The sequence below is a fragment of the Nonomuraea sp. NPDC054003 genome (assembly GCF_055585125.1).
In genome coordinates, this window is sequence record NZ_JBVJKR010000025.1 from 40,022 (window position 1) to 66,160 (window position 26,139).

Consider the following 26,139-nt stretch of genomic DNA (forward strand, 5'->3'; position numbering starts at 1 on the left):
GAGCGGCCATGCCCGACTGGAACACGCGTCTGGAGATCCGCCTCGGCAATACCGTCGTCGCGCCGATCTCCCAGTTCACGCCCACTTTCAACGTGCCGCACCTGGTCATCCACTCGATCGAGGCGGACAACCTGGGCTACGTGCGCCAGCCTCAGACCTTCACGTTCACGATGACGGTGCAGGCCATCGGCACCGTGGTGGCGGACCTCACCGAACTCGCGGTGAAAGGCCAGGAGTTCGAGATCACGGTCGCCGAGAAGAAGGGCACCGACTGGTCGTTCAAGTCGCTCAAGTTCAGCCGGTGCGTCATCACGTCGGTGAATCCCAGCAACGTCGTCATCGACGGCGCGCCGAGCGCGAGCTTCACCTGCATGTCACTGAGCCCGGGGGTCGAGTCATGACCTGGCCGGGCGAGGCCGCCGACGGCGCCGACGAGGGCGAGGGCCTGTTCGTCATGCCGGCTTTCGACGTCGGTGGCAGGGTCGAACGCACCGGGATCGCCCTGGTGCACGAAGGCGAGTACGTGGTGCCCGCGCCGGGCAGCGAGGCGGTGTTCTCGCAGATGGGCGGGGCTACCCGGGTGGTCTGGAACTTCCCGGTGGAGGTCGAGGTGGTCGGCGAGCTGTCGGACGAGCAGGTCGGCGCCGTGGCGAGGCACGTGTTCGACGAGCTCGACGTGGCGCTCCGGCGGCAGGGCAGAGCGTGACCGGCACGCCGGGCGTCGAGGTGCGGGTGCCGATCCGGATCCGGCTGGTCGGGACGCCCACCGCCGAGGATCTGACGCGCCTGGAGAACGCCGTGGCGCGGCTGGTCGCCCGCCGTGCGGAGCAGGCGGCGCGGGCGCTGGCCGGCGCTCGCCCCGCCGGGGTCACCGGTGACGACTCCGGCACGTCGCCCGCGACGGCCGGCGCCTCTCGCGTACCGGTGGCCCCGTATGAGCCGCCGGCCTCCGGCGGAGAGCCCACGGGCGGCGGCTACCGCATCATGTCCTATCAGGGCCCGGCGCGGCCGGTGCGGGTCCCGCTGACGCAGCGGAACGCCGCCCGCCCGGCGCCGCAGGCCGTCACCGGCCCCGCCGCGCAGCAGGCCGCGCTGCGCCGCATCACCGAGCTGCTCGGCACTGGGATCACTGACTGGGCGGTGACCGACGCCGAGGCCAGGGAGGTGCTGCGGATCCTCCTCCGCCTCGCGCCGGTGGACCTGATGCGCGTCGTGCAGGCCATGCGGCTCAGCGGCCGCTGGGCCACGCTGGGCCGGGAGGTCCCGTCCGACGCCGATGACCACCTCGTCGATCTCCAGCGGCGGATGGACCCGCACGCCGGCTATCTGATGCCGGGCGACACCGTCCGGGTCGAGGTGTGGCTCGGGCCCCACCTGCAGAAGGACGTCTCGCGTGACTACGTGCTCGGGCCGGGCGGTCTCGCCCTGCCCATGCTCGACCGCGTGATCGAGGCCACCGGCCTGCTGCCCGCGGATCTGCCCGACCGGGTCGTCAGGGCCTACACGGACGCGCTCATCTACGTCGATCCCCTGGTCAAGGTGGCGGTCGTCGAGCGCGGGTCGCTGTACGCCCCTCGGCACGGGCCCACGCGCGGGTTGCTCTGGTACACGTCGAGCAGAGTGGAACGGCCACGCTCCGAACAATTGGACAAGCTGCGCGAACTGCTCGCCTACGTCTCCGGGGTGCGCCCCGACGACGAGTTCACCGCCCAGGCGCTCGGCCGCTACCACACCTGGATCGAGAAGCACCACCGCACTCCTGAGTTCCTGCGCCAGACCGGGCCGGCGCTGTGGAGCGCGTCCCTGCGTGAGGCGTCCCGGCCGGCACCCGTATCGGCCAGGACCCGGTTCCTGGAGCTGGCGAGCGCCATGCAACGGACGGCGGACGTCGTCCCGCAGGCCGAGAAGCTCCGGCTGGGCGCGTCGCTGGCCGACTACCTCGCCTGGCTCGACCGGCAGGCCGACGACGCGCTCGTCAGGTACGACCCGGCGAAGGTGTGGTCCCGCTTCTACGTGGGCCGGGTCGAGGCGGAGGTGAGGGCCGAGGTGGCCGAGAAGCTCCGCCGCGACCGGGAGGTCACCGCGGAGGCCGCCTCGAAGACCCACTGGGAGGCCGCCGGCCGCAAGCTCGACGAGGCGCTGGACTTCCTGAAGACGCGGGTGTGGCGGGTGCGGGAGCCCTACACGATCGAGGACCGCGAGAGCGGCGTCGGCTACCTGGTGTGGGAATCGGCGCAGGAGAGTGCCGTCCGCGACCTCATCGGGAGGGGGTTCCTCCGGGACGTCATCGCCTCCATGCACCACGAGGACTTCACCAGGACCAGCGTCGCCGCCGACTTCCAGGCCTGGCTCGCCGCCCACCCGGCCGAGTACGAGGCGTACCTGCTCGCCCAGGCATATCCGGACACCGAGAAGTACGAGATCCGGATCGACATCCCGGCGTGGCAGACCGCGATCGAGGTCGGGATCGGCTTCATCCCCGTCGTCGGGTCCATCGTCGCCGCGGGGGAGGCCGCGTTCGGGTACGACCTGTTCGGAAACAAGCTGAGCACGGTGGATCGCGCCGTTCTGGCCGCCTCCGTACTGCTGCCCGCCGCGGCCAAGGTGTACAAGGCGGGGCGGGCCTCCGTCACGGTCGCCACGCTGGCCCGCGACTACCGGCTCTCGGCACGCGAGGCCGACGTCGCCTACCGGGCGCTCACCCAGGTGAGGCCCGGGACTGCGGGCGCGCGGGTGCTGGAGTCGGCGGTCGCCGACGTCAGAGCGGGCCGTACGGTACGCGACGCCAAACGCCTGAACGAGCTGGACGTCCTGTTCAAGGACATGGGCTGGACCGATCGGGCGACGGCGAGAGAACTGCGCGCCGGCGCCGCGGAGAGCGCGATGGAAGGGCACGCGGGACGGCCCGGGCAGGAGGTCGCCGACCTCTTCGCCACCGGGGACGAAGTGGCCGAACTGACCGGGGCCATCGAGGGCCGGGCCAGCCGGCCGGGCGTCACGGGGGGACAGACTCCGCGTATCGACGACATCCGTGTGCCCGGCAGAAAACGCGTGCGCGTCGATCTCGAGCACATCGCGCGCGCCGCGGGCGAGACGTCGCGGGCGGCGCTCGCGCGCGTGCGACGGGTCATCGGCCGCCGCCTCGACCAGACGCCCCTGGGGCCGATATGGGAGCGGGCCCGGGCGAAGGTGGTCGGCGACCGCTCCCTGGCGCATGCCGGCAGGCAGGAGATGTTCGACCTCTACAACAGGGTGCGCGACGAGTTCTGGACGCTGGCACGCGCCGACCCCGGCGCGGCGCGCTTCCTCGACGAGGCCGGTTTCGCGTTCCCGCTCCAGGGCAAGGCGCCGCTGCTCAAGGTGGCCGACCCGCCCCCCGGCCTCGTGGACCTGCCGAAGGCCGCCGACATCCCCATCCAGGAGCGGCGCGTCAGCCTGGACCACAACCTGGAGAAGGCGCTGGCGGAGAACTACCGTCGCGCCGTCGACGCCGACAATCTCACGTTCCAGTTCCACAACCCCAACAGCAACCGGGAGACCGTCCAGGTGAAGTTCGGGCTGCGGCCCACCCCGGGGGTCACCGAATGAGCACCCATCCGGCCGAACCGGCCATGACCGTGTCCGAACCGGTGATCGTCAGCTGGACGGGCGAGGGCGACGAGCGGACGCGAAGGAGCGTCCAGGCGGCCGTCGCCGCGGGGGTGCGCCGCGCGCTGGGGACACGCGGCGCGGACCGCCCGGCCCCGCCCGCCGCCGGCGGACGGGGGACGGGCGGGGAGCCGTGGGGAGCCGACGCCGACGGAGCATGGTGGGTCATGCCCGGCTACAACGGCGGAGGAGCCCCGGTCGCGATCCCGATCCGGCAGGCCGCGGACGGCGGTGAGCGGCTGCCGCTCGGCGACGTGCTCGTCCGGTCCGCCTTCCCCGCCATGGCGATCATCAAGCTGTCCTTGGACGTATGGATCTGGACCGGCGACGACCCCTACGTGACCTCGCCGTCCCTCGCCCGAGCCCTGCAGTGGGGCCGGGCGCTCTACGGGGCGCACGGCTTCACCGTCATGGAACGCCGCGGCCGGCACCCCGCCGACCGGTTCGTCATGGTGCCGCTGGCGGAGCACCTGCTGATCAGCCGATTCGGCAGCACCGTTCCCGTCATGGCGGGTGACGACGCCGAGGCGGTGCCCGGCCTGCAGGCCACCGAGCGCGGCAGGACGCTGCCGCTCAACGACTTCCGCGTCGTCATGACCGTCACCGGCGACGGCCGCTTCGTGTGCGAACTCAGCCGCGGCGCTTCCTGGCGGCCCTCGGCCATCAGCCGTGAACTCGCACGCACACCGGCGGGCGAGCGTGTCGATCCGGCCGTCGCCGCCCGCGTCGCCGCGGCCCGGTTGACGGCCGAGGGCACCGGCGCCGAGCCCGGCACGACCGACGACGAGGTCATGCTGGAGCGCATCGTCACCATGGACCGGGACATCTTCGCCGTCATGCCGTGGGAACGGCGCGCGGCGTTCCTCGCCGCCCTGTCCGGGCTGCTGTGGCCGAGCGCCCGGCAGAAGAGGACCATGGTCGAGCTGATCGCTTCGGCCGGCAGCCGCACCGAACTCGAGGCGATGGCGGCCATCCTGCGCGAGAAGGAAGCCTACGGGCGGCTGTTCGCCACGCTCGACGGCCCGGTCATCGACCTGCTGCTCATCCTCGGACGCGCCCGCCCGCCGGGCCCGATGAGCCCGCGGTTCGTGGTGGCCCTCTTCCGCGAGCTGGGCCTCCTGCCGGAGATCGGGGCGGACCCGGGGGCTCCCGACCCGATCCGCCGCCTGCGCAACGCCGCCAACGGTCTGAGCCTGTGGGTGCGCTCGACGATCGAAGGCGTCGTGGACCTGTTCACGCACTCCCCGGCGGAGCTCATCGAGGGCATCGGCCACCTCATCGAGTTCGCGATCGTCGTCGACCGGGCCACGAGCATCCCACCCGACCCGAAGGCGCTGGAGATGCTCCGGCTGCTCGCCGAGCAGGCCGACGGCGCCATCCGCACCGCGATGGCCGGGCTGGAGTACGCAGAGGAGCTGGGCACGCCGTACGGGCGCCGGGGCGGCGGCGCCCGCATCACCGGTGACCTCGCCAACACGCTGGCCACCGCGCTCGCGATCGAGATCCTGAGCTGGTTCGTCGGCATCGGCGAGATCAAGGAGGCGCTCGGCGGCGTCCGGCTGACCGAACGGCTGGCGGCGCTGCTCAAGGTGCTGTCGTCACTGCGCCGCCTCGGCAGCACCGCCGAGGCGGCGGGCCAGTTGTCCAAGCTGGAGCGGTTCGTGTCCGCGCTGACCAAGCTCGCCATGCTCAAGGACGAGGTCGCCGCCGCGCGGGCCCTGCGACTGCTCCCCCAGGGGCACCTCGCCGAGATCGTCCGCCTCGCTGAGCTCGTCGACGTCCCGGCCGGCGCGAGGAGCAAAGTGCTGCGGGACCTCGCCAAGGCCAGGAACGTCATGCCCGACGTGCAGCGGCTGGCGGACGCGCTGTCCCTGGCGCGCCGGTTCGAACGCCGGGCCGAGGCCGTCGGCGGCGTCACCGAGGACATGGTCGCGGCCCTGCGACGGCTGATCGACACCGGCTGGGAACGTCGATCGCTGGCGAACCTGGTGGACGCCGTCCCCGCGCAGCGCCTGGGAGCGTGGTCGCGCGCGCTGGGCGCGCTGCGGCCCGCCCAGGTCGAGCGCCTGGGAGCGGAGTCGCTGCAGGCGCTCGCGTACTGGCCGCGATCGCTGACGTTCGTCGCCGAGATCGGCGGCGACGTCTACCTCACGATGCTGCGCCGCCACGGCGGTGACATGCGGGCGGTCGACGGCCTGCTGCACGGCCTGGATCTGCGCAGAGCCGAGATCGCGGACCCCGCGTGCTTCCAGCGGCTGCTGGACCGGCTGGCCGGCGGGGAGACGGCCGCCTTCGAGGAGCTGTCGCGCCGGATCTCCCAGGCGGCGGGGAGCGCTCTCGAACGGCTCCGCGCCGGTGGCCGGAGGAGTCTGCTGGCCGAACTCGAGGAGTTCGAGGAGGCCGCCGCCCGGTTGCGGAAGCAGGGCCGCGCGGCCGAGGCCGCCGAGCGGATCGCCCAGCGCGACCGGCTCGCCGCCCAGCTGGGGCAGCTGCAGGATCGGGAGCTCTCAGGGCTGGAGCACCTGGCCCGGATGAGCGATGAGACCGGCGGCTTCGCCTGGGACAGCGCGCTCGACCTCGCCGCCGCGGACCGGGCCGACCTGCTGGTGCTGGTGGACGACATCGCCGGCAGGCTGCCGGCCCGCGACCTCATGGGCATGGAGGACGTGCTGCACAGCATGCTCGAACGCAACGTCGGCAAGGCCGGCCGGATGGAGCACGCCGTCCAGGGCGGCTGGGGCGAGCTCTACGCGGCCCGCACGCTCGTCCATGACCTCGGCGCGACCTCCCTGGAGTTCCAGGCGCCGCGCGCCGACCGCGTCGTCGACATCCTCGCCGAGATACCAGGCCGGGGCCGCGTCAGCGTCGAGGTCAAGACCAACCTGTCAGGGGCGGCGACCTTCGCCGAGACGCAGATCGTCAAGGATCTGACCGCCCACGCGGCGACCCGCTACACCGACCTCATCTACCTGTATCACCCGAACGTCGCCGCGGAGCTGCCCGACCTCGGGCAGCGCATGCTCCGGCTCTTCGACGCGCCGGAGCTGACCCGCGCCCTCACGGTGGCCGGGCACGACCCGGCCGCGGCCAAGGCCGCGTTCCGGACCTGGCTCGGCGCCGGCAACCTGCGCGCCTACCGGCTGTGAACCGCCGACGACCGCCCACGACGTCCCGCCGAAGGAGGGGAGATGGCCGACCGGAACACCCCGGTGCTCATCGGCACAGTGCCGCTGCTGTACGTCCAGAGCCTCAGCATCACCGAGGGATACCAAATAGAGCGGATCGCGGGCAGCCGCTTCTCGCAGGCGATCGCGCCCACGACGAAGACCATCGCGATCGAGGCCACACTGCCGGGCCCCGACCGGCTGCTCGTCAAGAAACAGCTCGAAGCGCTGGCCCTGGTCTCGCGGGTGATGGTGGCCGCCACCGCGCCGATGCTCGCCGTCACCGGCATCCCGGTGGTGTCCGGCCTGACCGTGAGCCTCGACATGCAGATCACCGATCTGCGGTTCACCCAGTCGGTCAACAGGCGGGAGGCGCTCGACGTCAGCCTGACCCTCCGGCACGTCCCCCGGTCGAGCGTCACCGCGATCCTCGGCGAGGCCGCCGATCTCGCGCTCGCGGCGGGCACGGCCCTGTCCGGCCCGGCGCCGCCGGCCGCCCCCATGCCCCGCGTCGCGACCACCCCCCTGGCCGGGTGAAGGCCATGAGCGTCGACCTGTCCAGGTACATGAGACTGCCCGTCAACGCCGACGAGGGCTTCCCGCAGGCCTTCCGGCTCGCGCTCGGCCCGGCCACGTACACGGTCGCGCTCACGGTGACGGTGGTCGAGGAGACGCTGCTGGCCGGCGGCCGGAAGCTGACGCTGCCCATGCCGGGCGCGTTCATAGTGGCGACCGTGACCCGCGAGTCACCCGGACCGGAGCGGATCGTGCTGCGCCGCAAACTGGTGCCCGGGCTGGAGTACGAGGGCGCCGAGCTGGCCCTCGTCGTGCTGTCGATGGTCGTCGACCCGCGCAACCTGGGATCGGCCGGGACGTTCGGGTCAGAGGTGCTGGCGGGGGTGGCGACGCGATGGGCTTCGTGATCTGGTTCCAGTTGCAGGTCGACAAGGCCGGACCCGGAGGGTTGCTGCCGCTGCGCGTGTCCAACGACGTGTTCGGCGCCGAGTACGTCCTCGACGCCGACATCCGGCTCGACCTCCTGAGCGGCGCCGTGGCCAGCACGTTCAGCGCGACCCTGACCAACCTGCCGGCCGACGTCGTCGAGACCCTGAAATCGCGGCACGCCGACGGGCTCGCGGGCGGGGAACCGCTGTCGATCTCGCTCCACCTCGGCTACTTCGACGACCCGGACGGGCGTTCCGACCCGGTCCTGCGCGGTGTCGTCACGTCGATCCGCACCCGCGTGAGCAGCTCCGGCGAACTGCAGACCGAGCTGCGCGGCATGGAACTCGCCGGGTTCCAGCTGCTGCGTACGGCGGTGCGCGAGGGCGAGCCGGGCGGCCGGTCGCTCGCCGCGTGCGTGGAGGCGGTGGCGAAGGCCGCGAGCACGGACGGAACCACCATCGTCGCCTCGGCAGCCGGGCTGCCGGAGGCGAAGAACTTCAGCCTGCGCGCGGGAGACGGGCTGCAGGCGCTGCGGGACATCTCCGAGTTCGCCCGGGCACCGCTCGTCATCGGCGACAGGACGATCCGCATCGGCGCTGTCGTGGGCACCGGCGCGCCGCTGCGCTTCACGGCGGCCGACGACATCGTGGCGTTGGACCACGTCCAGGAGGACCCGGAGGACCTCGTTCCGCATCCGCCGCCCACCGGCGACGGCGGCGGACCCGCGGCCGCCGCCGCGGCGCTCGCCGGCGTAAGCCTGCCGAAAGTTCCGGTGAAAGCGCGCACCAGCGTGGAGCTGACCGTGCTCGGCGACCCCGCCGTCCGCCCGGGACGCCCCGCCGTCCTCGTGCCCGACGACCCGCGTGACGCGCTGCCCGGCCCTCTGCGTGTGGAGCGGGTCCGCCACCTGTTCGACAGCCGCCGAGGGTACACCTGCGAGGTGATGCTCGTCGCGGCCGAGCCGGGCCGCAAGGCGGTACGCACGACCGGCGCCGAGGGAGTCGCCCAGCGCATGCGCGACATCGCCGAGTCGGTCCGCGGCGAACGCCCCGCGATCGACGTGGGGGAGGTGGCCCGGTACAAGGACGGCCGGCACCTGGCGAACCTCCACTACGGGCAGACACCGGACGCGGAGGTCGTCGCGCCCAGCATCGAGGCGGAGGTCGATCACACCCCGCAGTTGCACGACCGCCCGATGGCCTCGCCCTTCGCCTTCCACCGTTGCGGCCTGATGGTGCCCGTGCTGCCCGGCATGCGGGCCGTACTCGCACACAACAGGGGACTGGTCAACGACGCCGTCGTCACGGGTTTCCTCTGGCCGGAGAAGCCCGCGTACTCGCCGCCGAAGAACAAGGCGGGGGACTGGTGGCTCTGCCTGCCCACCGGACTCGACGGCAAGGGCCTGCCGGCGGGCAAGGGGGTCAACGACCTCACCGACGCCGCCGGCAGGCGCGTACTGCAGGCGAAGGGCCTGCGCGTCACCGTCGGGGAGAAGCTCCTTCCCGACGTCGGCGAGCGTCCGGACGTCCCCGCCGACCTCGACGGCAAGCTCGTCGTCGAGCATGAGAGCGGGACGACGGTCACCGTCGCCGCCGACGGAGCGGTCACCGTGGACGCCGGGAGCCGGACCGTCACGCTGAAGAGCGGATCGGCGTCCATCACCCTCGCCGACGGAAAGATCACCTTGCGCGGCTCCTCCGTGGAGGTGGCCTGATGCCGAACGTCCTGAACGCCGACGCCTCGATCGGCTGCGGTCACGGAGGAACAGTCCAGCTCGGCGCCGGGGCAGCCACGCTCACCGCGGGCGGGGCCAAGGTTCTCGTGGCGGGAGACCTCGACGGGCGGCCGATCAGCGGCTGCGGCACCAAGCCGGCACCGGGCGGGATCGTGCCGTGCACGGCGGTGGTCTCGGTGACCGGCGGCATGGCCGCGACGCTCTCCGACGGCGGCCGGGCGGCGCTGCTCGACACCGTGACCGGCCTGACCAACGGCAACCCGCCGGGCACGCTCGTCGTGCTGTCGCCCGGCCAGACGATCTTGCGTGCCCGTTGAACCCCACCGAGCGTCCCGAGGAGGACCACATGCCGAGCACGACAGGCCTCGGTCACAGCCTGGAACTGCGCGACGGCGACCTCGCACTCGACGACGGGCGCCTGGCCCAGGTCTCCGGGCTGCCCAACCTGGCGCAGGCGCTGACCCTGCGGGTTCTGACACCGCTGGGCAGCGACCGGTTCGCCACCACCTACGGTCTCGACGTCGCCGCCGTGTTCGCCCAGGCCACCAGCGCCCGGACCGCCCAGGACCTGTTGCGGCTCAGTCTCGTGCGCACGGTCGGCGGCGATCCGCGCGTCCGCGAGATCCGCGACGTGGCCGTACTCGATCCGGCGCCCGGCGACAGGAGCCGGCTCTGGCGGGTCGAGGTCACCGTCCTGACGGTGGACGGCGCACAGCACACGCTCCCGTTCCAGGTGGCGATCTGACATGGCCGCGTTCGGGGTGACCTCGCAAGGGTTCGTCCGCAAGGAGTTCGCCACCCTGCTCGCCGAGGCGGTGGCGCGGGCGCGGTCCGCCTTCGGCGACGACGTCGACCTGTCACCCACCAGCCCGCTCCTGAAGATCCTCCAGGTGACCGCCGCCGAGGACGCCCGGCTGTGGCGGCGTCTGGAGGACCTCTACTACTCAAGGTTCCTGTCCTCCGCGATCGGCGACGACCTGGACCGGCTCGGCGAGGAACTCGGGTTCGACCGGCCGCACCTGACGGCCGCCGGCGAGGTGACCATCACCGTCGAGAACCCGCAGCCGGGGCGCGTCTACGTGCTTCCGGAAGGGACCGTCCTCGTCGCCCCGGCCCCGGTGGTCGCCTTCCACACCACCGCGACCGTACGGCTCAGCGCCGGCGCGGACACCGCGACCGTCGCCGCGCGGGCCTTCGCCGCCGGGCCGGGCGGCGACGTCGCCGTCGGCGCCGTGACGGAGGTCGACCCGGACTTCCAGCGGCACTACCTCGGGGTCGCTCCGCCGACCGGCTTCCGGGTGACCAACCAGCGCCCCTTCACCGGCGGCGCCGACCACGAGGACGACGAGGCCTACCGGGGCCGGCTGCTCGGCCGCTCGCGGACCATGTGGACGCCGGCGGCGGTGCGCGAGGCGGTGCTCGCCGTCCCCGGAGTGGTCGACGTCCTGCTGTCCGACCCGCTCGGCGGTGTGGACGTGTCGCAGAGCTACTTCGGCGCGTTCCCCTTCGACCAGCGTCTCTTCAGCGACGAGCGCCGGCTCGGCGAGCCGTACTTCTTCAGCGTCGTCGTCGCCCACGAGTTCGCCCGCCCCTGGCGGACCGAGCCGCCGGGCACGGTGACCGGCCTGTTCGAACAGGTCACCGCAGCCATCGACAGGGTGCGGCCGGTCGGCATCCACCCCCAGGTCGTCGAGGCCGACCACATCGAGGTCGGGCTGCGGGCCCGGCTCGTCACCCAGCCGGGCTACGACAGCCAGGCCCTCGTGGGGGCGCTGACCGAGCGGCTCGCCGCGGACGTCGGCGGCCTGGCGCTGGGCGGTGACGTCCTGTTCAGCCAGGTCATGCGCGCCCTCGTCGAGCAGCCGGGCGTCAGCGATGTGCAGGACCTGCGGTTGCGGCGCTGCCCTCCTGCGTTCGGCCGGATCACGCTGGGGCAGGTCGCGTTCGCCGCGGACGTCGTGGAGGCCGGTCCGGGCGAGAGCCTCACCATGGGCCCCACGGAGATCGCCGTCTTCACCGTCGACTCCACGCTGCTCGATCTGGAGGTCACTCCGCGATGACGGCCTCCCTCCGGCGGATGACCGCCGGCCTCACGGTTCCCTTCAGCCGCGGCGCCGACACCGTGGACCTCACCCTGGTGCCGTCCGCCGGACCGGGCGAGGCGGACATCGTCCTGTACGACTTCGCCGAGCACAGAGCACGGTTCGGCGTCGAGCCCGAGCCGAGATTCGTCCTGACGGCGGTGACGGACGTGCCCGGCGCGGCCACGCTCATCATCGGCTACGAGGTGCCCCAGCCCACCGGCGGCGTGCGGACCGGCACCGCCACCGTGTCCGTGCCGGCCGGAACGGTGGCCGGCACCTCGTTCGGCGTGGTGCTGCGCCCTGGCGACGAGGGGCAGGCCGTGCTGCGCTCCCTGCGCGCCCAGCCGCCGCCCTCCGCCGGTCACGTGGCGGAGCAGTGGCGTGTCACCGCGCTGCTCGGCAACCTCGCGACGTTGTTGTGGGTGGCCGGTGCCGAACGCGACGTCCTCGACCGGCACGTGGCCGGTGTCAGGGCCCTGGCCCGGGTGGGCGAACGGGTGACCGGCGCCACACTCGATCGCATCGGATACGACCTCGGCGTTCCGCGGTTCCCGCCGCAACCGTACGGACAGGAGGACGGCACCGTCGCGCTGTACCACCTCGACGACGCGCGCGGTGCCTCGGTACGCGACGCCTGGCCCCTCTATCTGGGCGGGGGCGCCGGGCATCCGGGCGCCGCCACGGCAGGCGTGCAGGCCGAGTCGCCCGGCCGTTTCGGCACCGCGATGCGGTTCGCGGTCCTGGACGCCGAGATCGCCGTCCCGCACGCCGCCGCGCTGTCCACCGGCGCCACCGCGAGCCTCACGGCGGAGTGTTTCGTCAAGCCCGACACCATGACGGGTGACGGCGCGGTGCTGTCCAAGCACGCCGACCCGGCGGACGCCGCGCTGCCGGGCTGGGCTCTGAGCGTCGGCGCGTTCGGCCGCGGCATCCCGCGCAACGTGCGCCTGCGCATCGGGGACGGCACGACGTCACGCGACCTGTTCGCCGACCGCCCGCTCCCCACCGCCCGCTTCACGCATCTCGCCGCCGTGGTGGACCGCGCCGCCGGCCAGGCGCGCCTCGTCGTCGACGGTGAGGTCGTGGCCGCCGCTCCGCTCACCGCCACCGGCGGCCTGCCCGCGCTCTCCGGCGCCCTCGCCAACACCGAACCCGTACGCATCGGCAGGAAGGGCGTCAACGCGACGAGCACGTTCGCGGGGACGATCGACGAGGTGCGGCTGTCGTCGGCGGCCCGCGCCGCGTTCCACCCGGTGCTGGGCGAGGCCGACGAGGGGTACCGGCTCCGCCTGCGCATCTTCCGCCGCTGGGTGCTGCCGACGCGGAGCGGGGTGCAGGCGGCGCTCAACGACGTCGTCGGCACGCTCGCCGGGGTGGCGGACCCGTTCGTGGTGACCGACGCGGACGCGACCCTCGTTCAGGCCACCCATGCCCTGACCGTGCTTCCGGTCGCGGTCCCGGCGGGCGGCACGCTGGACGACACCGGACGGCGCGGGCTCGGCGAAGCGGACGTCCTGGAGCCGCCCTCGCGGGACAAGGCGTTCGCGGCGGAACTGCTCGTGGACGGCAGCGACCCACGGGTGGAGTTCGCCCAGCCTCCGGCGGCGGGCGATCCACGGCTCATGCGGACCGGCACCCGAGTGGCCCTGCGCACTTTGCTCGGCGCGCTGGCGGCGAGCGGCGTCGCCGGCCGGCTGCGGATACTGGCCGGCTTCGATCCCGCGGCCGAGGACCTGCGGGCCGTCGGCCGCGCCCTGGTGCTGGCCCATCCTGCACTGCCGCCGGATCGGCTGGCCGCGCAGGCCGCGCGGGCCGGCTTCGCCTTCGTCGCGCACCGGCCGGGCGCCGGACTCGCGAGCGGGGACGTGTACGCGGCCGTGCGCTCGACGGCGTCCGTGGAGATCGTGGCCGGTCCCGGCGGTGACGCCACTCCGGAGAACGGCTTCGACCTGCTGATCCACCAAACCATCGGGCTGCGGCTGGAACCGGCGCCACCCCTGGGGGCCTCCGTCCGGTGGTCGGTGATGCCGTGCGGGGAGGGACGGGCGCGCATCACAGGACAGAGCGACCTCCGGGACGTCGTGCTGAGCGCCGAGCGGCCCGGACACCTGCTCGCCCAGGTACAGGTCCGCCACCGCGGCGGGGCCTTCTCGGCGTCCCGCCTGCTGCGGATCGGCCTGGCCGAGCTGGCGGCGGGCGACTCGGTCGCGGCGTCCGGCCGGCTCGGCCCGAGTCCTCCCGGCCCGCTGCGCGACGACGAACGCGTCCATCCCGTCTACCTGGTGGACGCGCCGGTCGCGTTCGGCCGCCCTCCGGGAAGCCAGCCGCGGACCCGCCGCGTGCATCCGGCGCTGGCCGCCCGGCTGGCGGCGCTGGCCACGCTTCTGCCCTCCGGGCACCCTGAGCTGCGGTCCGCCTGGGATCCCGCCGACGACGGACCGGCGGGCGCCGGCCGCGCGGTGACCCTGAGACGAGGGACGTCCACGGCGTCGCTCGCCAGGCTGGGAGCTCTGGCGCACGCGGCAGGGTTCGGCTACGTCGCCAACGACGGGTCGGAACTCACGCTGGCGCAGGAGGCCGGCCCGGCCGCTCCGATCGAGGGCCCGGTGACGGTCGACGCGGGCGCGTCCGTCACCTTGCGGGTCGCCCGGGCGGAGCCGTGCGCGCTCGCGGCCGCGGCCGGTCAGGTGTGGACGGTGAACGGCGGCACGGGCAGCGTGTCGGCGGTCGATCCGGAGACTGGCACGGTGAGGGCCTGCGTCAAAGCCGGGCTGGGCCCGCGGGCGATCGCCGCGGCGCCGGACGGTGCCCGGCTCCTGGTCGCGGACGCCGGGGACACCACGCTCACCGTCGTCAGCACCGCGGACCACCGGGTGGCCGGGCAGATCGTCCTCCCCGCCGCGCCCACCGACGTGACGTACCATCCGGGCGGCGCCCGCGCCTATGCCGCCCTGCGATCTGGGGACGTCGCCGAGGTGGACCCCGTCACCCGGACCGTGACCCGGGTCCTCAGCCTCGGCTCACCCGTGGTGGCGGTGCGTTGCGAGCCCGGCGGCGCCCGGCTGTGGGCCGCGACGCAGGATGGCCGGTTGCGGGCGGTGTCCCTCCCCACGTTCACGGCCGCGCAGATCGTGAGCCTGCCGGGGGCGCCGCACGGCCTCGCGGTGGGGGCGGCACGCGCCTACGTCACGGTGCCCGGGGCGTCGTCCCTGCTGGTCGTCGATCTCGCCGCCGCCTCCGTGCAGGCGACCTTCACGGACGTGGGCGCCGAGCCGGCGGCTCTCGCGCTCGCCCCGTCCGCCGACGTCCTCTACGTCGTCGATCTCGCCGGCGGACGCGTGCACCTGCGCCGACCGGACGGGACGGCGCACGCGCCGCCCGGCCTTCCCGCGTCCGTGCCCCTGCCCGGCGCCACCGCCGTGACGGCGGACGCCGGCCGCTGCTACGTCGCCTCGACCGGGGACGTGCCCGATACGGTCGCCGTGCTCGACGCCGCGGACGGCACGCTGCTCACCTGCTGGCCGCTCGGCACCGGGCTCGGCGAACGCCTCGTGTGGTCGGTGCGCTTGACGGGCGGAGCGGACGCGCGGCTGTCCAGCACGACCCGGCCGTGGGCCTCGGTGCTCGCCCAGGGGGCGGGAACCGTACAGGTACGGGCCGTCCAGCAGTGGAACGACGCGACGCCCGCGTACACGATGCGCGTGGAACTGGCCGAGAGCTTGCGTGAGGTGGAGCGCGAGGGCGGCCGCGTCGTCATCCGCAAGGACCAGTACGACCTGGTGATGAACGTGCTCAGCCATCTGTGCCCGATAGGGGTCGAGGTCGACACGCGTGTCATCCGGGCACACGTGCTGGAGCTCCAGGCCGCGCTGATCGACGCCTTCCCGCCGTACACCTATCCGGACTTCCGCGCTCACGGCCCGAGGCCACCCGGCTGGACGTTCGGGCTGGACCCATGACCGGCGGCATTCCCCAAGGAGGACAACCACGATGGCCGTGACCTACACGCCCGAGTTCCGGCACAAGGACTGGGTGGACAACGTCGACCGGGTCCGGGCGGCGGGCGACAACGGGTTCAACGTCCGCTTCCACGCGCTGGAGGCCGAGTTCGCCCGGATCGCCGACATCATGGACAAGGTCAGCGACGCGCTCGACGCGTTGGCCCAGACGCCCGTCCCCAAACCGGTGAAGCTCACCCTGACGCCGACGCTGATCACGCTGACCGACCCGTGGAACCACGTTTTCGGAGGCGCCGACAAACCGTCGGGCGCCACCGACGCCAGCGGCATGATGTCCGTCACGCTGCCGCACGGGGCGACGATCCGTGAGCTGCGCGCCTGCGGGCGCAAGGACTCCGGGAACCTGTCGGTCAACCTGCGCCGGCAGAGCCTGGCCGCCGGGTCCACCACCGAGCTGCTCGTGGGCCTGACGTTGAGCAACGGCAACTTCGACTCCTCGGCCGTCGCCCCCGCGGGAGCGGCGTCGAAGGTGGACAACGATCAGTTCCGCTACTACCTCACCGCGGAGCTCGACGGCGCGGGCTCGACCGCGGTCGTCTCGCTGACCTGCTTCCAGATCACCTGTGTCCCGTCGTAACCGTCATCGACAGAAGGAGAGGCGTTCACCATGACCAGAGTGCCCGGAGACCTCTACATCAAGTACGACAGCGGCGACGACGGCAGCGACGTGATCCCCCAAGGAGCGGCGTTCTGGGCCTCACCTTCGATCTGGCTCACCGATACGGGCGGCAACAGCCTCCCTCACGCGATCACAGGCGTGGACAACTGGGTCCACGTCCAGGTGGACAGCATGAGCACCGACCCGCGCTCCAGCGTCAAGGTGCAGACGTGGGTGTGCGACTACACCCCCGGCTACATCGGGCCGGACTCGGCCCGGCCGAGTTCGGGCGGCGCGAACGGACGGACGGCCACCGTTGCGACGGCCGTGACGAAGAGCGCGCCCGGCACGGTCCACGTGACCTGGCGTCCGACCACCGCGGACCTCATCAACGGACCCAACGCCGACACCGGGCACCTGTGCGTCGGGGCGAACGTCTATGTCGAGACCCTGCCGACGCCCGAGGGAGCCAGGCTCAGCGGCGGCAAGCTCGACGTGATCAACAATCGGCACCACGGATGGAAGAACATCACCGTCATCCGCAACGCCGGCCGCCGCACGCCGTTCGCGTTCCGGCTGGCCAACCCGGGAGCGGAACCGGACGACTTCGTCGTACGGGCGTGGGAGCTCGACCGCGAGACGGCGATGGGCCGGGTGGAGCAGGAGCACCTGCTCATGACAGCCTTCGTCGACCTGGTCGACGGCGAGCCCGAACCCCCTCCGGTGCCCGCGGCATGCCAGCAGGAGCCGCGCGAGCGCACCTGGCTGGCCCAGGGCGGGCGGCTGGTGCTGCGCGGCCTGCCGGAAGCGACACCCCTGCGCCCGGCGGAACACCCGGCCCATGTCGAGCTCCGCACCGTGAACGGCCGGGACCAGTCGGTGGGCCTGACCATCAGGCCCGGAGAACTCGTACCGGTGGTCTTCGTGATGGGCTGCGAGGGCGAGCCCGGCGAGGTGCACGCGTTCGACATCGTGCAGCAGACGCGGGACGACCTCGTCCTCGGCGGGGCACGGCTCATCGTCGTCGACGTGCCGGAGTGGCACTGCTGCTGACGCCTGTCGCCGGCAACCTGTGACTTCAAGGGAGCGGGCCCTGATGATGAGTCACATGGACGGGAACCGTGGGAGGCGCTGGGCGGCGTCGCCGGTGGCGCTGGTCGCGATCCCGGTGGCGATCGGGCTCGTGGGGAACCTGGCGACCAGCACCGTGGAGATAGAGGCGTGGTGGTGGGTCCCGCTCACCTGGACGGTGACCGCTCTGCTCGTCGGAGCGGCCGTGGTGAGCCAGATCGCGCAGTCCCGCCCCGCCGGACACGGCGCCCCCACGGCCACGTCCGCGTCGACTGTCGAGGAGAGCGACCCGATCGCCCTGGGGGTGCATCCGGCGATCGCGCTGGATCCGGCGGCAGGGAGGCCGGAGCTGTCCCGGAGGCTCCCCACGTACGTGCAGCGCGATCACGACCGGCTGCTCCGGCGTCTCCTGGACAACCCGGAGCATCCCACCCTCGTGATGCTGGTCGGCACTTCTTCGACCGGAAAGACACGCAGCGCGTACGAGGCCGTCCTGAACTGCCTGCCCGGCTGGACGATCCTCCATCCCCTGCACGCCACCGACCTGCTCACCACTCTGGAAGGAGGAGTCGAGCCGCGCACCGTGCTGTGGCTGAACGAGAGCCAGATCTACTTCGACGGCGACCAGGGTGAGGCCGTCGCGACAGAAACACGTCGTCTCCTCACCATGACCTCGGACGTCGTCGTCATCGGCTCGATGTGGCCCGAATACTGGTTCGCCTACACCAGGACGCCGCGGCCTGGCGTGCCCGATCCTCACCACCAGGTGCGGGCGCTGCTGGACAACGCGACGAAGATCTCCGTCCCGGACGCGTTCACCCCGACCGAACTGCGGAACGCTCACCAGGTAGCCGAGCGCGATTCCCGGCTGGCCACCGCCCTGACGGCGATGGACAACGGATACGGGGTCACCCAGACCCTGGCCGGAGGGCCCGATCTCATGAGCCGATGGGAGGACGCTCCGGACCCGTACAAGCGGGCGGTGGTCAACGCCGCGATCGACGCACGCCGGCTGGGACACCTCAGCCCGCTGTCCGCCGAACTGCTCCACAAGCTCAGCGCCGCGTCGCTGAACGGGCCGCAACGGGCCGCCGCTCCGCCAGGATGGTTCGAGGACTCCTTGGGGTACGCGTGCGAGCCCCTCAGAGGCGGCATCTCCCTCCTGACAGCGACATCACGGGCGGAGAACCGCGTCGAAGGCTACGTGCTCGCGGACTTCATCCACCAGCAGGGTCGCGCGGCGCGCCGCTGCTCGCCGGTCTCCGACGAGATGTGGCGAGCACTGGCCGTTCACAGCGGCGATGCGGACGACCTCGAGCGTTTGGGGGCGTCCGCGTCGAGCCGTGGACGCTACCTCCAGGCACTCGCATCGTGGCGGGCGTCCTTCGCCAGGGGCAGGCTGTCCACATGGTCGCCGCTGTGGCGACTGCTGGGACAGATGGGCAGGTCACGCGAGGCTGAGGACGTCCTCCGGCAGGCCGCCGATGCCGGGGACGTCCATGCGCAGCGCCTGCTGCTCGCCTTGCTGCGGCGGGCACGCCGCGGCGGGGAAATAGAGCAGGCGCTCCGTGGGATGGCCGCCAACGGCGACCCGCAGGCCGAACGCGAACTCGCGATCCTCCTGCACCACGGTGAACGCCGGCGAGAAGCCGAGCAACTGCTCCGGACGGCGTTCCAGAGAGGGGACCGGTCGGCTGCCAGGTTGCTGCTCATCCTCCTCCGGCGCGCCGGCCGGACGAACGAGGCGGAAGAGCTCAGACGGCTCCTCGACGACCAGGTGATGGCGACGCCCTCCCGTCGCCGGGCCCAGCTGTCGGGATGGCAACTGCTCGAACGCGACATGCGGGCGGCCACGGCGTTCCCCGAGGCGTTGAGCGCACTGATGCGCCTGCTGCGCCAGAAGGATCCCAGGTTCGACGCCGAGCGACTGCGACGGCGGATGATGGCCGGCAGATTCGACGCGGGCAACGAACTGACCGGTCTCTTCAGCGACGAGCCGATGAGGGGCAAGGCCGTTCGAGCCCTGGACGACGTACGAGCCGCTCCGGAGAAGGATCCGGGACTTGGTCTGCTGCTGGCGAAGCTGCTGCTCAAGGGCGACCGCCAGGCCGAAGCCGAGCAGCTCCTGCGCCGCTTGGTCGATCTCGACTACCAAGCGCTCGCGGCTCTCGCCGACCTGCTGACGAACTCGGGCAGACAGGAGGAGTGTGTCGAGGTCCTCCAGGCCGGGGTCGGATCACATGGCGCCAGAGCCCGCTACCTGCTGGCGCAGGCGCTGCGCGACCTCGGCAGGCACGAGGAGTCCGACCGGCTGCTGCGGTCGGCGGCGGCGGAAGGAGTCGACGCGGCGATCCAGGAGCTCGTGCGGCGGCTGCTCAAGGACGGCCACGTGGCGGAAGCCGTGGACATCGTGAGAGCAGCCTCGCGGGCAGGCCGAGCCGACTCGGTGCGGCAGGCCGCCGTGCTGCTCTTCAACGCGGGGTGGACGGAGGTGGCATTGAGCCTGTTGCGCGAGGCCGTCGTGTGCTGCGGGAACGCCGAAGCCCTGCCGCTCATCGTGCTCCTGCTGACCCGAACGCAACGCGCCGAGGAGGCCGCGGCGGTCTCGCGCCGCGGTTTGACGTCCGACGGTGCGACCGTGCAGCTTCGCCTTTCCGGGCTTCGGAACCCATGACCCTTGTCCGCGCCCGCCGTCGTTCCTGGATGGATACGCGGCGGACCGTCCGGCCTTCGAGGGTGCCGGGGACGCCCGGTGGTATTGATGATTCATGGGGGATGAGACTGCGGGTCGACGGACCGGCGTTCGATGAGCCAGCTGTGGTGGATCGCGGGGCGTGGACTGCTCGGAGGCCTGCTCGTGATGGTCTTCGCGGTGATCGGCGAGATGATGACGCCCAAGCGTTTCGCCGGCATCTTCGCCGCCGCTCCGGCCGTGGCGATAGCCGGGATGACGGTGACGGTGCTGCACGAGGGGCATGGCCCGCTCGCGGAGTCCGCGCTCGGCATGATCGCCGGATCGGTGGCGCTGGTGGCGTACTGTGTGGCGGCCGTGCCGCTCGTGGGTCGCCTGGGCGCCTTCGCGGGTTCGCTGGCGGCGCTCGCCGTGTGGGGGACCGTCGCGGGCGCGGGCTGGGCGCTGCTGACATGAGAGCCTGGAGCGGGATCCGGCTGCGGCCGTCGAAGCTGCGGGAGACGCCGGTGCGCGGGCTGGTGGTGCGCTTCGTCTTCGGCGCGTTCGTCTCGGTGGTCGCCGGGGTGGTCGGGCACGTCTGGGGGCCGGTGGCAGGGGGTGTGTTCCTGGCCTTTCCCGCCATCCTGGGCGCCACGCTGACCCTCATCGAGGAGGAGGAGCACCGGCGCGATCCGGCCGAGCAGGACGCGCGCGGCGCGGTGCTGGGCGCGACGGGCATGATCGCCTTCGCCGCGTGCGTATGGGCGCTGGCCCTCCGGCTGCCCGCTCCACTGGTGCTGGGGATCGCGACCGTGGCATGGGCGGTGGTCGCCGGCACCCTGTACCAGGCCTTCGGCGCCCGCTGATCGGGTCTGGCGCGGCCTTTCTTCCTTCGGCTCCCCCGAGGTCGCCCTGGCCCCGGACGGCACCGAGACCGACCAGCCCTCGACCGAAGCGCCGGCCTCCTGACCCTGGGTTCCAGGCTCCCGGCACGTCTCAACGAGTGATGCGAAGGGCCCACTCGACCGCGTCGGTGGCCTGGATCCGTACCGTCAGGGTCTTTCTCTCGCCGAGGTCGAGGCGGTTCATGATGGGGCTGACCACGTCGTCGAGGCAGGTGAAGGGCATGGTGATGCCCGGCTCCAGAACGATCTCCACCTTGCCCTGCCCGCGGCAATTGAACAGCACCCACAGTTCGTCCTTGCCGGGTGGGATGTCCCCGACGACCATGGATCCCTTCCTCGGCCCCGCCTTGAGGACGGTCTTCGTGCCGGCGTCCATGCCCGGCAGGCGGAGAGGTGATGGCGTGGCGACCGCGGTCCCGGCCGGGGCGGCCGACGAGGTGGCGCCTCGCGGCTCCGTCACCGGATCGGCTGGAGGTGATGCCGCGCAGGCCACCGCCGAAAGTGCGAGGGTGCTGGAGATCAGGAGAGGCGCCACCTGTCGGATCGTCATGTTCGGATCACCTTTGCTTGATGTACCAGCCAACGCGCCACGGGGTCCACGCGGTCACGCTTCTCTTTTGCCGGGACAAATGTGGTCTTCTTCCGCCAGAATTCGCGGATTATGGGCTTATGCTTACCGCCCGTCCATAACAAAAGCCCACAGTGTTGCCGGAATTAATAAGAAGCATCCGGTTTCCTGGGCGAATGTGATGTGGTGTCATCGAAGGTCCCTGGGACGCTGTGGCCGGACCGCAGCAGGCCGTCGCGGTGGACCATCGCCACGGCCGTGTCGAGTATCCGCCGTCCGGTCTCCTGGTCGCTGAGCCGGGCGCGGCGCCGGCTGGGGCCGGTGGGCCTCGGCGAGCACGCGGGCGTCGTAGGCGGTGCGGGCGGCGGCGATCTCGTTCTGGTGCGTCACGCTCCAGGTGCCGCAGCGTACGGGTGAGCATGCGCCGGCTGACCCCGTCGATCATGCGGCGCAGCCTGGTGAAGCGCAGGCTGCGCCGGTCGAGTGCTCGGCTACGGCGGCTTCATGCTGCTGGGCGGCCGGGCGGCCGACCTGCGGCGGCTTCGATCTGGCCGGCGCCCTCAGCATCACCGGCGCGATGCTGCTGCTGGTGTACGGCGTGGTCCGGCTTGAGCATCCCGGCGACGGCCTCGCGGGCACGATCGGCGTGAGGTGCGCGGCTGGAGCAGCCTGCAGACCGGTCTGGCCATGCTGGTGATCAGCATCGACACGATCCTCGACCACGTTCTCGTACTGGAGCCCCCGGCAGAACACAGTGAGCCTGGACACCGTGGCCGTGACAGCATGGACGAATGGCGGTGGAGTGGTCGCGAGGGGAGATCGTCGAAGCGCTGAGAACGTGCGCGCTCCGGGTAGGCGGGACGGAGGACGGGTACTCCGGGCTCGACGTCATCGCGGAGCCGGACACCATGCTCGTGACGTTCCGCTGGCGGCTCGATCCGAACGTCTACGCCGTCGAGGTCGCGTTCCCGACGGAGCCGGCAAGTCCGTGGACCGGCCTGGCGGTGACCTCGGCGTACGAGTGGGCCGTGGACGTCATGGCCGGGCTCTCGGAGAACCTCGCGACCGGGCTGGTCGGCTGGGGCGGCCGGACGATCCGCGATGGCCACGTCGTGCTGGACTCGCGCCATCCTGTGGACGTCGTTCCCGCCGGATACTACGTCGCGTCGGTTCCCCTCGTCGGCGTGCCCCGCTCGTCGGTGCCCAAGCGGAAGGGGACCTTCTTCACGTGGGGGTCGCCGGAGGCGCTGGTGCCGCTGCCTCCGTCCGAGCTGGGCTCCTGGCTGGCCGAGGAGGGGATGGACGTGAGCCTTCCCCGGCAGCTGGTCGTCGAGGACAGGCTGGCCTGCTGGGTGCAGGCCTACGTCGACAACGCCCGCGCAGAACCCCACGTCGGACACGCCGTCGCGTCCTGGGAGGACGCGCGGCACACCGTCGCACGGCTGGAGCTGGTGCACCTCCAGCCCGGCGTCCCGTCGGACGTGGGGGCGGCGCTGGCGCACGGGGCGGTCCGCGTGGTGACCGAGGCCGGTGCTCTGCGCGTGGTCACCGCGATCGACGGTCCCATGCTTCGAGGACTGGGGTTCCAGCCGGCGAACGGGGGCGGGCTCACGTTCTCCACCAGCGTCACCCCACCCCCGCCGCACGACGCGGCTGAGCTCTGACCCAGGCCGGATCCTCGTTACCGGACCTCTCACGACCCGGCGGCGGCCCGTCACGCCGGCTCGACGTTCTCGGCTGCGGCCCCGGGGGCCTCGATGCCGGTCAGACCTGCCATTCGTCGTCGCGGAGGAGCTCGACCGCGCCGCCGTCGTGGCCGACTCCGGTGACGGTGACGTCGGGGCCGCCCACCATGAAGTCGACGTGCACGCGGGAACGGTTGACCCCGGCCGCGTCCAGGTCGGCGGCCTCCCGCGCGCGCAGGTGCGCGGGCACGCCGGGAGGCAGCCCGGCGCCCCAGGCCAGATGGCAGGTGGCGTTCTCGTCCAGCAGCGTTTCGAGGTACGTGATCCCCGATCGTCCGACTGGTGAGGAGCCGTCGACGAGTGCCAGCTCGCCGAGCCGGGCGGCCCCGGCATCGGTCGCCTGGTGGGTGCGGACGACGTCCGCGCCGCTGCTCGCTCGTACCTCGGTCACCACACCTGCGGTGAAGGTCAGTTCGAGGTCGCGGATGACGGTTCCGTTGAGGATCAGCGGACGCGTCGAGCGAACCGTGCCGTCCACCCGGCGGTAGTCGGGAGTGGTGAACACCTCCTCCGTGGGGAGGTTGCACTGGAAGACGTGCCCCCTGACCGATTCGAGCCGCGCCGCGGTCCAGTGGGCGTCGGGCAGCAGGCCGATGGTCAGGTCGGTCCCTGGCCCTTCGAACCGTACGGCGTCGAGACGCAGGTCCTCCAGCACCTTCGCGCGGCGGAGCAGTTCGGCGATCCGCCGCTCCCAGGCGGCCCGGGGATCGGGCTGGTCGAGCCGGAGGATGGGGCGCAGGTGCTGCCACAACCGGGCCTCGTCCGGCTCCCCGAAGATCGCCTGAGCCCACTCCGCCGTCGGACCGGGGACGATGGCCCAGCGGACCAGGTTGCCGAGCTGGAGCCGCTGCCTCGACGTGAGGTAGGGCATCCGATCCAGACCCGCCCGGATCGGATCCTGCCCGACCAGGAGGTCCGGGGTCGCGGTGCCCCGGATGTTGACCAGGACGCCGCAGTGGCGGGCGAGCTCCTCATTGCGCGCGTCCAGCCAGGAAGGAACCTCGCCCAGCGTCGCTTCGTCCGCGTGCTGGACCCGTGACCGCCTGGCGTACGGGTCGAAGTACCAGATGTCGACATAGCGAGCGCCTCGGGCGTACGCGGCCTCCGCCAGGGCGCGGGCGAGCGGGGCATGCTCGATCTCGGCGTTGATCAGGACCCGGTCGTCGCGGTCGACCGGCACGGCGATGTCGAAGACGACGTCGGCGTACCCGGCCAGCTCAGCGGGGGGAATGGTCATGGATGTCTCCTTGGGGTGAGGCCTCACGAGGCTTGCGGCCGAGGGGGAGGAACAGCAGGGGCGCCAGTGCCGCCACCGCGGCCGCGGCGGCGAACCCGTACGTCAGCCCGAGGGACTGCGCGATGGCGCCGAGCGCGAGCGCGGCCGTCAGGAACCCGAGGTCGAAGAACGCCGTCGTGGTGGCCAGCGCCGAGCCGCGCTGCTCGGCGGGCAGGCCGGTCACCGCCATGGTCAGGAACGCCGGAAGGCCCAGCGCCTGCCCGGTACCGAGCACCGCCGCCGCGAACAGCGCTCCCGTGACGGACGGCCAGACGATGAGCATGGCCAGCCCTGCCGCGGTGAGGATGAGCGAGGCCGCCGCCATCGTGCGCGGGGCGATCCGGGGCGACAGCCGATGACCGGCCAGCCGTACCGTGAGCAGCACGCAGCCGTAGAGCAGGAAGTGGATGCCGCTGTCGTCGCCGCCCAGCGCCGCGACGTGCAACGGCAGGAAGGCGCTGAAGGCCGTGTATCCCCACACCGACGCCCAGTAGGCGAATCCGGGAGCAAGGCCCGCCCGGTGGACGAGCGGCCCGGCCTTCCTCGTGCGGGACGGCTCGCCGCCCGCGGGCCCGGCCAGGAACAGGCACCCGGCGAAGGCCGCGACGGCCACCGTTCCCGACAACGCCCACACGGCCCACAGACCGGCGGCGACGCGTACGGCCTCGGCCAGGGGCGGCCCCGCGAGCAGACCGGCGTTGACCGCGACGGAGAAGTGGTTGATCGCCGCGCCGCGCCGTTCGTGGTCGCTGGCCGCGGCGGCCAGACCCACGTACGTCAGAGCCTCGCCGACCCCCGCGACGGCGCGGCAGACCAGGAACAGCGGCAGCGAGTCGGCCAGGAGCACGGCCGACGAACCGGCGGCCAGCAGCAGGGCGCCGGCGCACGCGGTCGCCCTGCGACCCCGGCGGTCGGCCAGCCTGCCCGCGACCGGCCGGGCGAGCAGGCCGAACATGGAGGTCATCGCCAGACAGACGCCGACCAGGACCGGGCCCTGGTCCAGCGGGCCGGTGACGTACCTCGGGATGACGGGTATGAGCAGCCCCAGCGACAGGAAGCACGCTCCTGTGCACAGCAGCAGGCGGGTCATCGCGCGTCGTCGAGTTCCAGCAGAAGGGCGGTCATGCTCACCTTGATCCTGTCGCTGGACCGGGGCGGCCCCGCCTTGCCATGGACCAGAGCGACCGCCTGGTCGACCAGCCCCACGACCTCCTCCCACACGGACCGGTCCAGCCACACCTCGGCGTCCATCGACGTGCGCGTGACCTGAGCCTGGGTGAGACGTCGTGACAGGTCGACGCTGAGCGCCTCGTGGAGGAGTTGCCGCCCCTGCGTCCGATCCAGGCGGGCTCCGCTGGAGGGGTCGTAACGGTAGCGCCTCCGGGGTCTGCCTTTGCCTCCTCGCGGCGGCTGCTCGTCGACGTGCTCCAGGAAACCCGCCTCGGCGAGCTGGCGCAGATGGTAGCTGGCCGAGGCGTGGGCGATCCCCAGCTCCTCCGCGACCTCGGTGGCCGACATGGACGTGCCGGTGAGCAGCGAGACGATGCGGATGCGGAGCGGGTTGGCCAGTGCTCGCAGCGGTACCAGATCGTCGTCGTTTTCCCAAGACATGTTGGGATCATAGCTTTCCAACATCTCTTGGGAAAGAGGTCCGTCTGGCCGCCGAGACTTCTGACAGGCGAGACGGCGACCCTGCGGGGATGGGAGGCT

22 protein-coding genes are annotated in these 26,139 nt (G+C 72.4%); 17 read left to right on the forward strand and 5 right to left on the reverse strand.

All coding sequences use genetic code 11. The annotated features are described in order from the left end of the window. Positions 1-8: 8 nt before the first annotated feature. The 16 genes from ACZ6YG_RS42060 to ACZ6YG_RS42135 all read left to right on the forward strand — a co-directional run bounded on the left by ACZ6YG_RS42060 (position 9) and on the right by ACZ6YG_RS42135 (position 20,801). Entirely contained in the window at positions 9-401 is a 393-nt protein-coding gene (locus ACZ6YG_RS42060) for a hypothetical protein (RefSeq protein ID WP_271278247.1), read from the forward strand. Continuing rightward, a complete protein-coding gene (locus ACZ6YG_RS42065) occupies positions 398-706 on the forward strand; it encodes a hypothetical protein (RefSeq protein WP_466021025.1) in 309 nt (102 codons plus the stop codon). Before ACZ6YG_RS42060 ends, ACZ6YG_RS42065 begins: the two co-directional genes overlap by 4 nt. Next, positions 703-3,588 carry a pre-toxin TG domain-containing protein gene (locus tag ACZ6YG_RS42070; RefSeq protein WP_466021026.1) on the forward strand — a complete coding sequence of 962 codons (2,886 nt, stop codon included), beginning with the start codon at positions 703-705 and terminating at the stop codon, positions 3,586-3,588. Before ACZ6YG_RS42065 ends, ACZ6YG_RS42070 begins: the two co-directional genes overlap by 4 nt. Continuing rightward, positions 3,585-6,794 (forward strand): hypothetical protein, encoded by a 3,210-nt coding sequence (locus ACZ6YG_RS42075; RefSeq protein WP_466021027.1) that lies wholly within the window; start codon positions 3,585-3,587, stop codon positions 6,792-6,794. Before ACZ6YG_RS42070 ends, ACZ6YG_RS42075 begins: the two co-directional genes overlap by 4 nt. Before the next feature lie 42 nt (positions 6,795-6,836). Beyond that, complete coding sequence (locus ACZ6YG_RS42080) at positions 6,837-7,349, forward strand: hypothetical protein (protein WP_271277254.1); 513 nt, start codon at positions 6,837-6,839, stop codon at positions 7,347-7,349. 5 nt (positions 7,350-7,354) lie between these two features. After that, positions 7,355-7,735, forward strand: coding sequence for a hypothetical protein (locus tag ACZ6YG_RS42085; protein ID WP_466021028.1), 381 nt, complete (start codon positions 7,355-7,357; stop codon positions 7,733-7,735). Further along, positions 7,723-9,471, forward strand: a complete 1,749-nt coding sequence (locus ACZ6YG_RS42090) for a hypothetical protein (protein WP_466021029.1) — start codon at positions 7,723-7,725, stop codon at positions 9,469-9,471. The genes ACZ6YG_RS42085 and ACZ6YG_RS42090 overlap by 13 nt, the downstream gene beginning before the upstream one ends. After that, the gene (locus ACZ6YG_RS42095) at positions 9,471-9,809 is read left to right on the forward strand and encodes a hypothetical protein (protein ID WP_271277257.1); all 339 of its coding nucleotides are present in this window, start codon (positions 9,471-9,473) and stop codon (positions 9,807-9,809) included. The genes ACZ6YG_RS42090 and ACZ6YG_RS42095 overlap by 1 nt, the downstream gene beginning before the upstream one ends. 29 nt (positions 9,810-9,838) lie before the next feature. Beyond that, on the forward strand, positions 9,839-10,237 hold the full coding sequence (locus tag ACZ6YG_RS42100) for a hypothetical protein (RefSeq protein ID WP_364233390.1): 399 nt from the start codon (positions 9,839-9,841) through the stop codon (positions 10,235-10,237). Position 10,238: 1 nt separating this feature from the next. Beyond that, a complete protein-coding gene (locus ACZ6YG_RS42105) occupies positions 10,239-11,552 on the forward strand; it encodes a baseplate J/gp47 family protein (RefSeq protein ID WP_466021030.1) in 1,314 nt (437 codons plus the stop codon). Further along, the gene (locus ACZ6YG_RS42110) at positions 11,549-15,535 is read left to right on the forward strand and encodes a LamG-like jellyroll fold domain-containing protein (protein ID WP_466021031.1); all 3,987 of its coding nucleotides are present in this window, start codon (positions 11,549-11,551) and stop codon (positions 15,533-15,535) included. Before ACZ6YG_RS42105 ends, ACZ6YG_RS42110 begins: the two co-directional genes overlap by 4 nt. A 31-nt stretch (positions 15,536-15,566) precedes the next feature. Then, entirely contained in the window at positions 15,567-16,172 is a 606-nt protein-coding gene (locus ACZ6YG_RS42115; protein WP_466021032.1) for a hypothetical protein, read from the forward strand. A gap of 30 nt (positions 16,173-16,202) precedes the next feature. Next, on the forward strand, positions 16,203-17,246 hold the full coding sequence (locus ACZ6YG_RS42120) for a hypothetical protein (RefSeq protein WP_271277262.1): 1,044 nt from the start codon (positions 16,203-16,205) through the stop codon (positions 17,244-17,246). Between the two features lie 55 nt (positions 17,247-17,301). Next, on the forward strand, positions 17,302-19,938 hold the full coding sequence (locus ACZ6YG_RS42125) for a tetratricopeptide repeat protein (RefSeq protein WP_466021033.1): 2,637 nt from the start codon (positions 17,302-17,304) through the stop codon (positions 19,936-19,938). Positions 19,939-20,070: 132 nt separating this feature from the next. Then, positions 20,071-20,412, forward strand: a complete 342-nt coding sequence (locus ACZ6YG_RS42130) for a DUF3147 family protein (protein ID WP_148034966.1) — start codon at positions 20,071-20,073, stop codon at positions 20,410-20,412. Beyond that, entirely contained in the window at positions 20,409-20,801 is a 393-nt protein-coding gene (locus tag ACZ6YG_RS42135; protein ID WP_271277265.1) for a DUF3147 family protein, read from the forward strand. The genes ACZ6YG_RS42130 and ACZ6YG_RS42135 overlap by 4 nt, the downstream gene beginning before the upstream one ends. A 130-nt stretch (positions 20,802-20,931) precedes the next feature. On the opposite strand, the gene ACZ6YG_RS42140 is transcribed toward ACZ6YG_RS42135, so the two are convergent. Both ACZ6YG_RS42140 and ACZ6YG_RS42145 read right to left on the reverse strand, forming a co-directional pair. Further along, complete coding sequence (locus ACZ6YG_RS42140) at positions 20,932-21,390, reverse strand: hypothetical protein (RefSeq protein WP_466021034.1); 459 nt, start codon at positions 21,388-21,390, stop codon at positions 20,932-20,934. A 109-nt stretch (positions 21,391-21,499) separates the two neighbouring features. Next, positions 21,500-21,877: a winged helix-turn-helix transcriptional regulator gene (locus tag ACZ6YG_RS42145; protein ID WP_466021056.1), complete on the reverse strand. Its 378-nt coding sequence runs from the start codon at positions 21,875-21,877 to the stop codon at positions 21,500-21,502. Positions 21,878-22,199: 322 nt separating this feature from the next. Between ACZ6YG_RS42145 and ACZ6YG_RS42150 the strand changes: the two genes are divergently transcribed. Further along, on the forward strand, positions 22,200-23,072 hold the full coding sequence (locus ACZ6YG_RS42150) for a hypothetical protein (protein ID WP_466021035.1): 873 nt from the start codon (positions 22,200-22,202) through the stop codon (positions 23,070-23,072). Positions 23,073-23,172: 100 nt separating this feature from the next. Here the strand turns inward: ACZ6YG_RS42150 and ACZ6YG_RS42155 are convergent, their stop codons facing one another. Genes ACZ6YG_RS42155 through ACZ6YG_RS42165 form a run of 3 tightly spaced genes read right to left on the reverse strand, consistent with a single transcriptional unit; the run spans position 23,173 to position 26,040 of the window. Next, positions 23,173-24,390, reverse strand: coding sequence for an aminopeptidase (locus ACZ6YG_RS42155; protein ID WP_466021036.1), 1,218 nt, complete (start codon positions 24,388-24,390; stop codon positions 23,173-23,175). Continuing rightward, the gene (locus ACZ6YG_RS42160) at positions 24,371-25,519 is read right to left on the reverse strand and encodes an MFS transporter (protein WP_466021037.1); all 1,149 of its coding nucleotides are present in this window, start codon (positions 25,517-25,519) and stop codon (positions 24,371-24,373) included. The genes ACZ6YG_RS42155 and ACZ6YG_RS42160 overlap by 20 nt, the downstream gene beginning before the upstream one ends. Beyond that, positions 25,516-26,040, reverse strand: coding sequence for an ArsR/SmtB family transcription factor (locus ACZ6YG_RS42165; protein ID WP_148034960.1), 525 nt, complete (start codon positions 26,038-26,040; stop codon positions 25,516-25,518). Before ACZ6YG_RS42165 ends, ACZ6YG_RS42160 begins: the two co-directional genes overlap by 4 nt. Positions 26,041-26,139 lie beyond the last annotated feature (99 nt).

Excerpts from the sequence above, each read along its gene's own strand:
- ACZ6YG_RS42060 (WP_271278247.1), top strand. The coding sequence starts at position 9 with ATGCCCGACTGGAACACGCGTCTGGAGATCCGCCTCGGCAATACCGTC.
- ACZ6YG_RS42065 (WP_466021025.1), top strand. The coding sequence starts at position 398 with ATGACCTGGCCGGGCGAGGCCGCCGACGGCGCCGACGAGGGCGAGGGC.
- ACZ6YG_RS42075 (WP_466021027.1), top strand. The coding sequence starts at position 3,585 with ATGAGCACCCATCCGGCCGAACCGGCCATGACCGTGTCCGAACCGGTG.
- ACZ6YG_RS42080 (WP_271277254.1), top strand. The coding sequence starts at position 6,837 with ATGGCCGACCGGAACACCCCGGTGCTCATCGGCACAGTGCCGCTGCTG.
- ACZ6YG_RS42085 (WP_466021028.1), top strand. The coding sequence starts at position 7,355 with ATGAGCGTCGACCTGTCCAGGTACATGAGACTGCCCGTCAACGCCGAC.
- ACZ6YG_RS42090 (WP_466021029.1), top strand. The coding sequence starts at position 7,723 with ATGGGCTTCGTGATCTGGTTCCAGTTGCAGGTCGACAAGGCCGGACCC.
- ACZ6YG_RS42095 (WP_271277257.1), top strand. The coding sequence starts at position 9,471 with ATGCCGAACGTCCTGAACGCCGACGCCTCGATCGGCTGCGGTCACGGA.
- ACZ6YG_RS42100 (WP_364233390.1), top strand. The coding sequence starts at position 9,839 with ATGCCGAGCACGACAGGCCTCGGTCACAGCCTGGAACTGCGCGACGGC.
- ACZ6YG_RS42105 (WP_466021030.1), top strand. The coding sequence starts at position 10,239 with ATGGCCGCGTTCGGGGTGACCTCGCAAGGGTTCGTCCGCAAGGAGTTC.
- ACZ6YG_RS42110 (WP_466021031.1), top strand. The coding sequence starts at position 11,549 with ATGACGGCCTCCCTCCGGCGGATGACCGCCGGCCTCACGGTTCCCTTC.
- ACZ6YG_RS42115 (WP_466021032.1), top strand. The coding sequence starts at position 15,567 with ATGGCCGTGACCTACACGCCCGAGTTCCGGCACAAGGACTGGGTGGAC.
- ACZ6YG_RS42120 (WP_271277262.1), top strand. The coding sequence starts at position 16,203 with ATGACCAGAGTGCCCGGAGACCTCTACATCAAGTACGACAGCGGCGAC.
- ACZ6YG_RS42125 (WP_466021033.1), top strand. The coding sequence starts at position 17,302 with ATGGACGGGAACCGTGGGAGGCGCTGGGCGGCGTCGCCGGTGGCGCTG.
- ACZ6YG_RS42130 (WP_148034966.1), top strand. The coding sequence starts at position 20,071 with ATGAGCCAGCTGTGGTGGATCGCGGGGCGTGGACTGCTCGGAGGCCTG.
- ACZ6YG_RS42135 (WP_271277265.1), top strand. The coding sequence starts at position 20,409 with ATGAGAGCCTGGAGCGGGATCCGGCTGCGGCCGTCGAAGCTGCGGGAG.
- ACZ6YG_RS42140 (WP_466021034.1), bottom strand. The coding sequence starts at position 21,390 with ATGACGATCCGACAGGTGGCGCCTCTCCTGATCTCCAGCACCCTCGCA.
- ACZ6YG_RS42150 (WP_466021035.1), top strand. The coding sequence starts at position 22,200 with ATGGCGGTGGAGTGGTCGCGAGGGGAGATCGTCGAAGCGCTGAGAACG.
- ACZ6YG_RS42155 (WP_466021036.1), bottom strand. The coding sequence starts at position 24,390 with ATGACCATTCCCCCCGCTGAGCTGGCCGGGTACGCCGACGTCGTCTTC.
- ACZ6YG_RS42160 (WP_466021037.1), bottom strand. The coding sequence starts at position 25,519 with ATGACCCGCCTGCTGCTGTGCACAGGAGCGTGCTTCCTGTCGCTGGGG.
- ACZ6YG_RS42165 (WP_148034960.1), bottom strand. The coding sequence starts at position 26,040 with ATGTCTTGGGAAAACGACGACGATCTGGTACCGCTGCGAGCACTGGCC.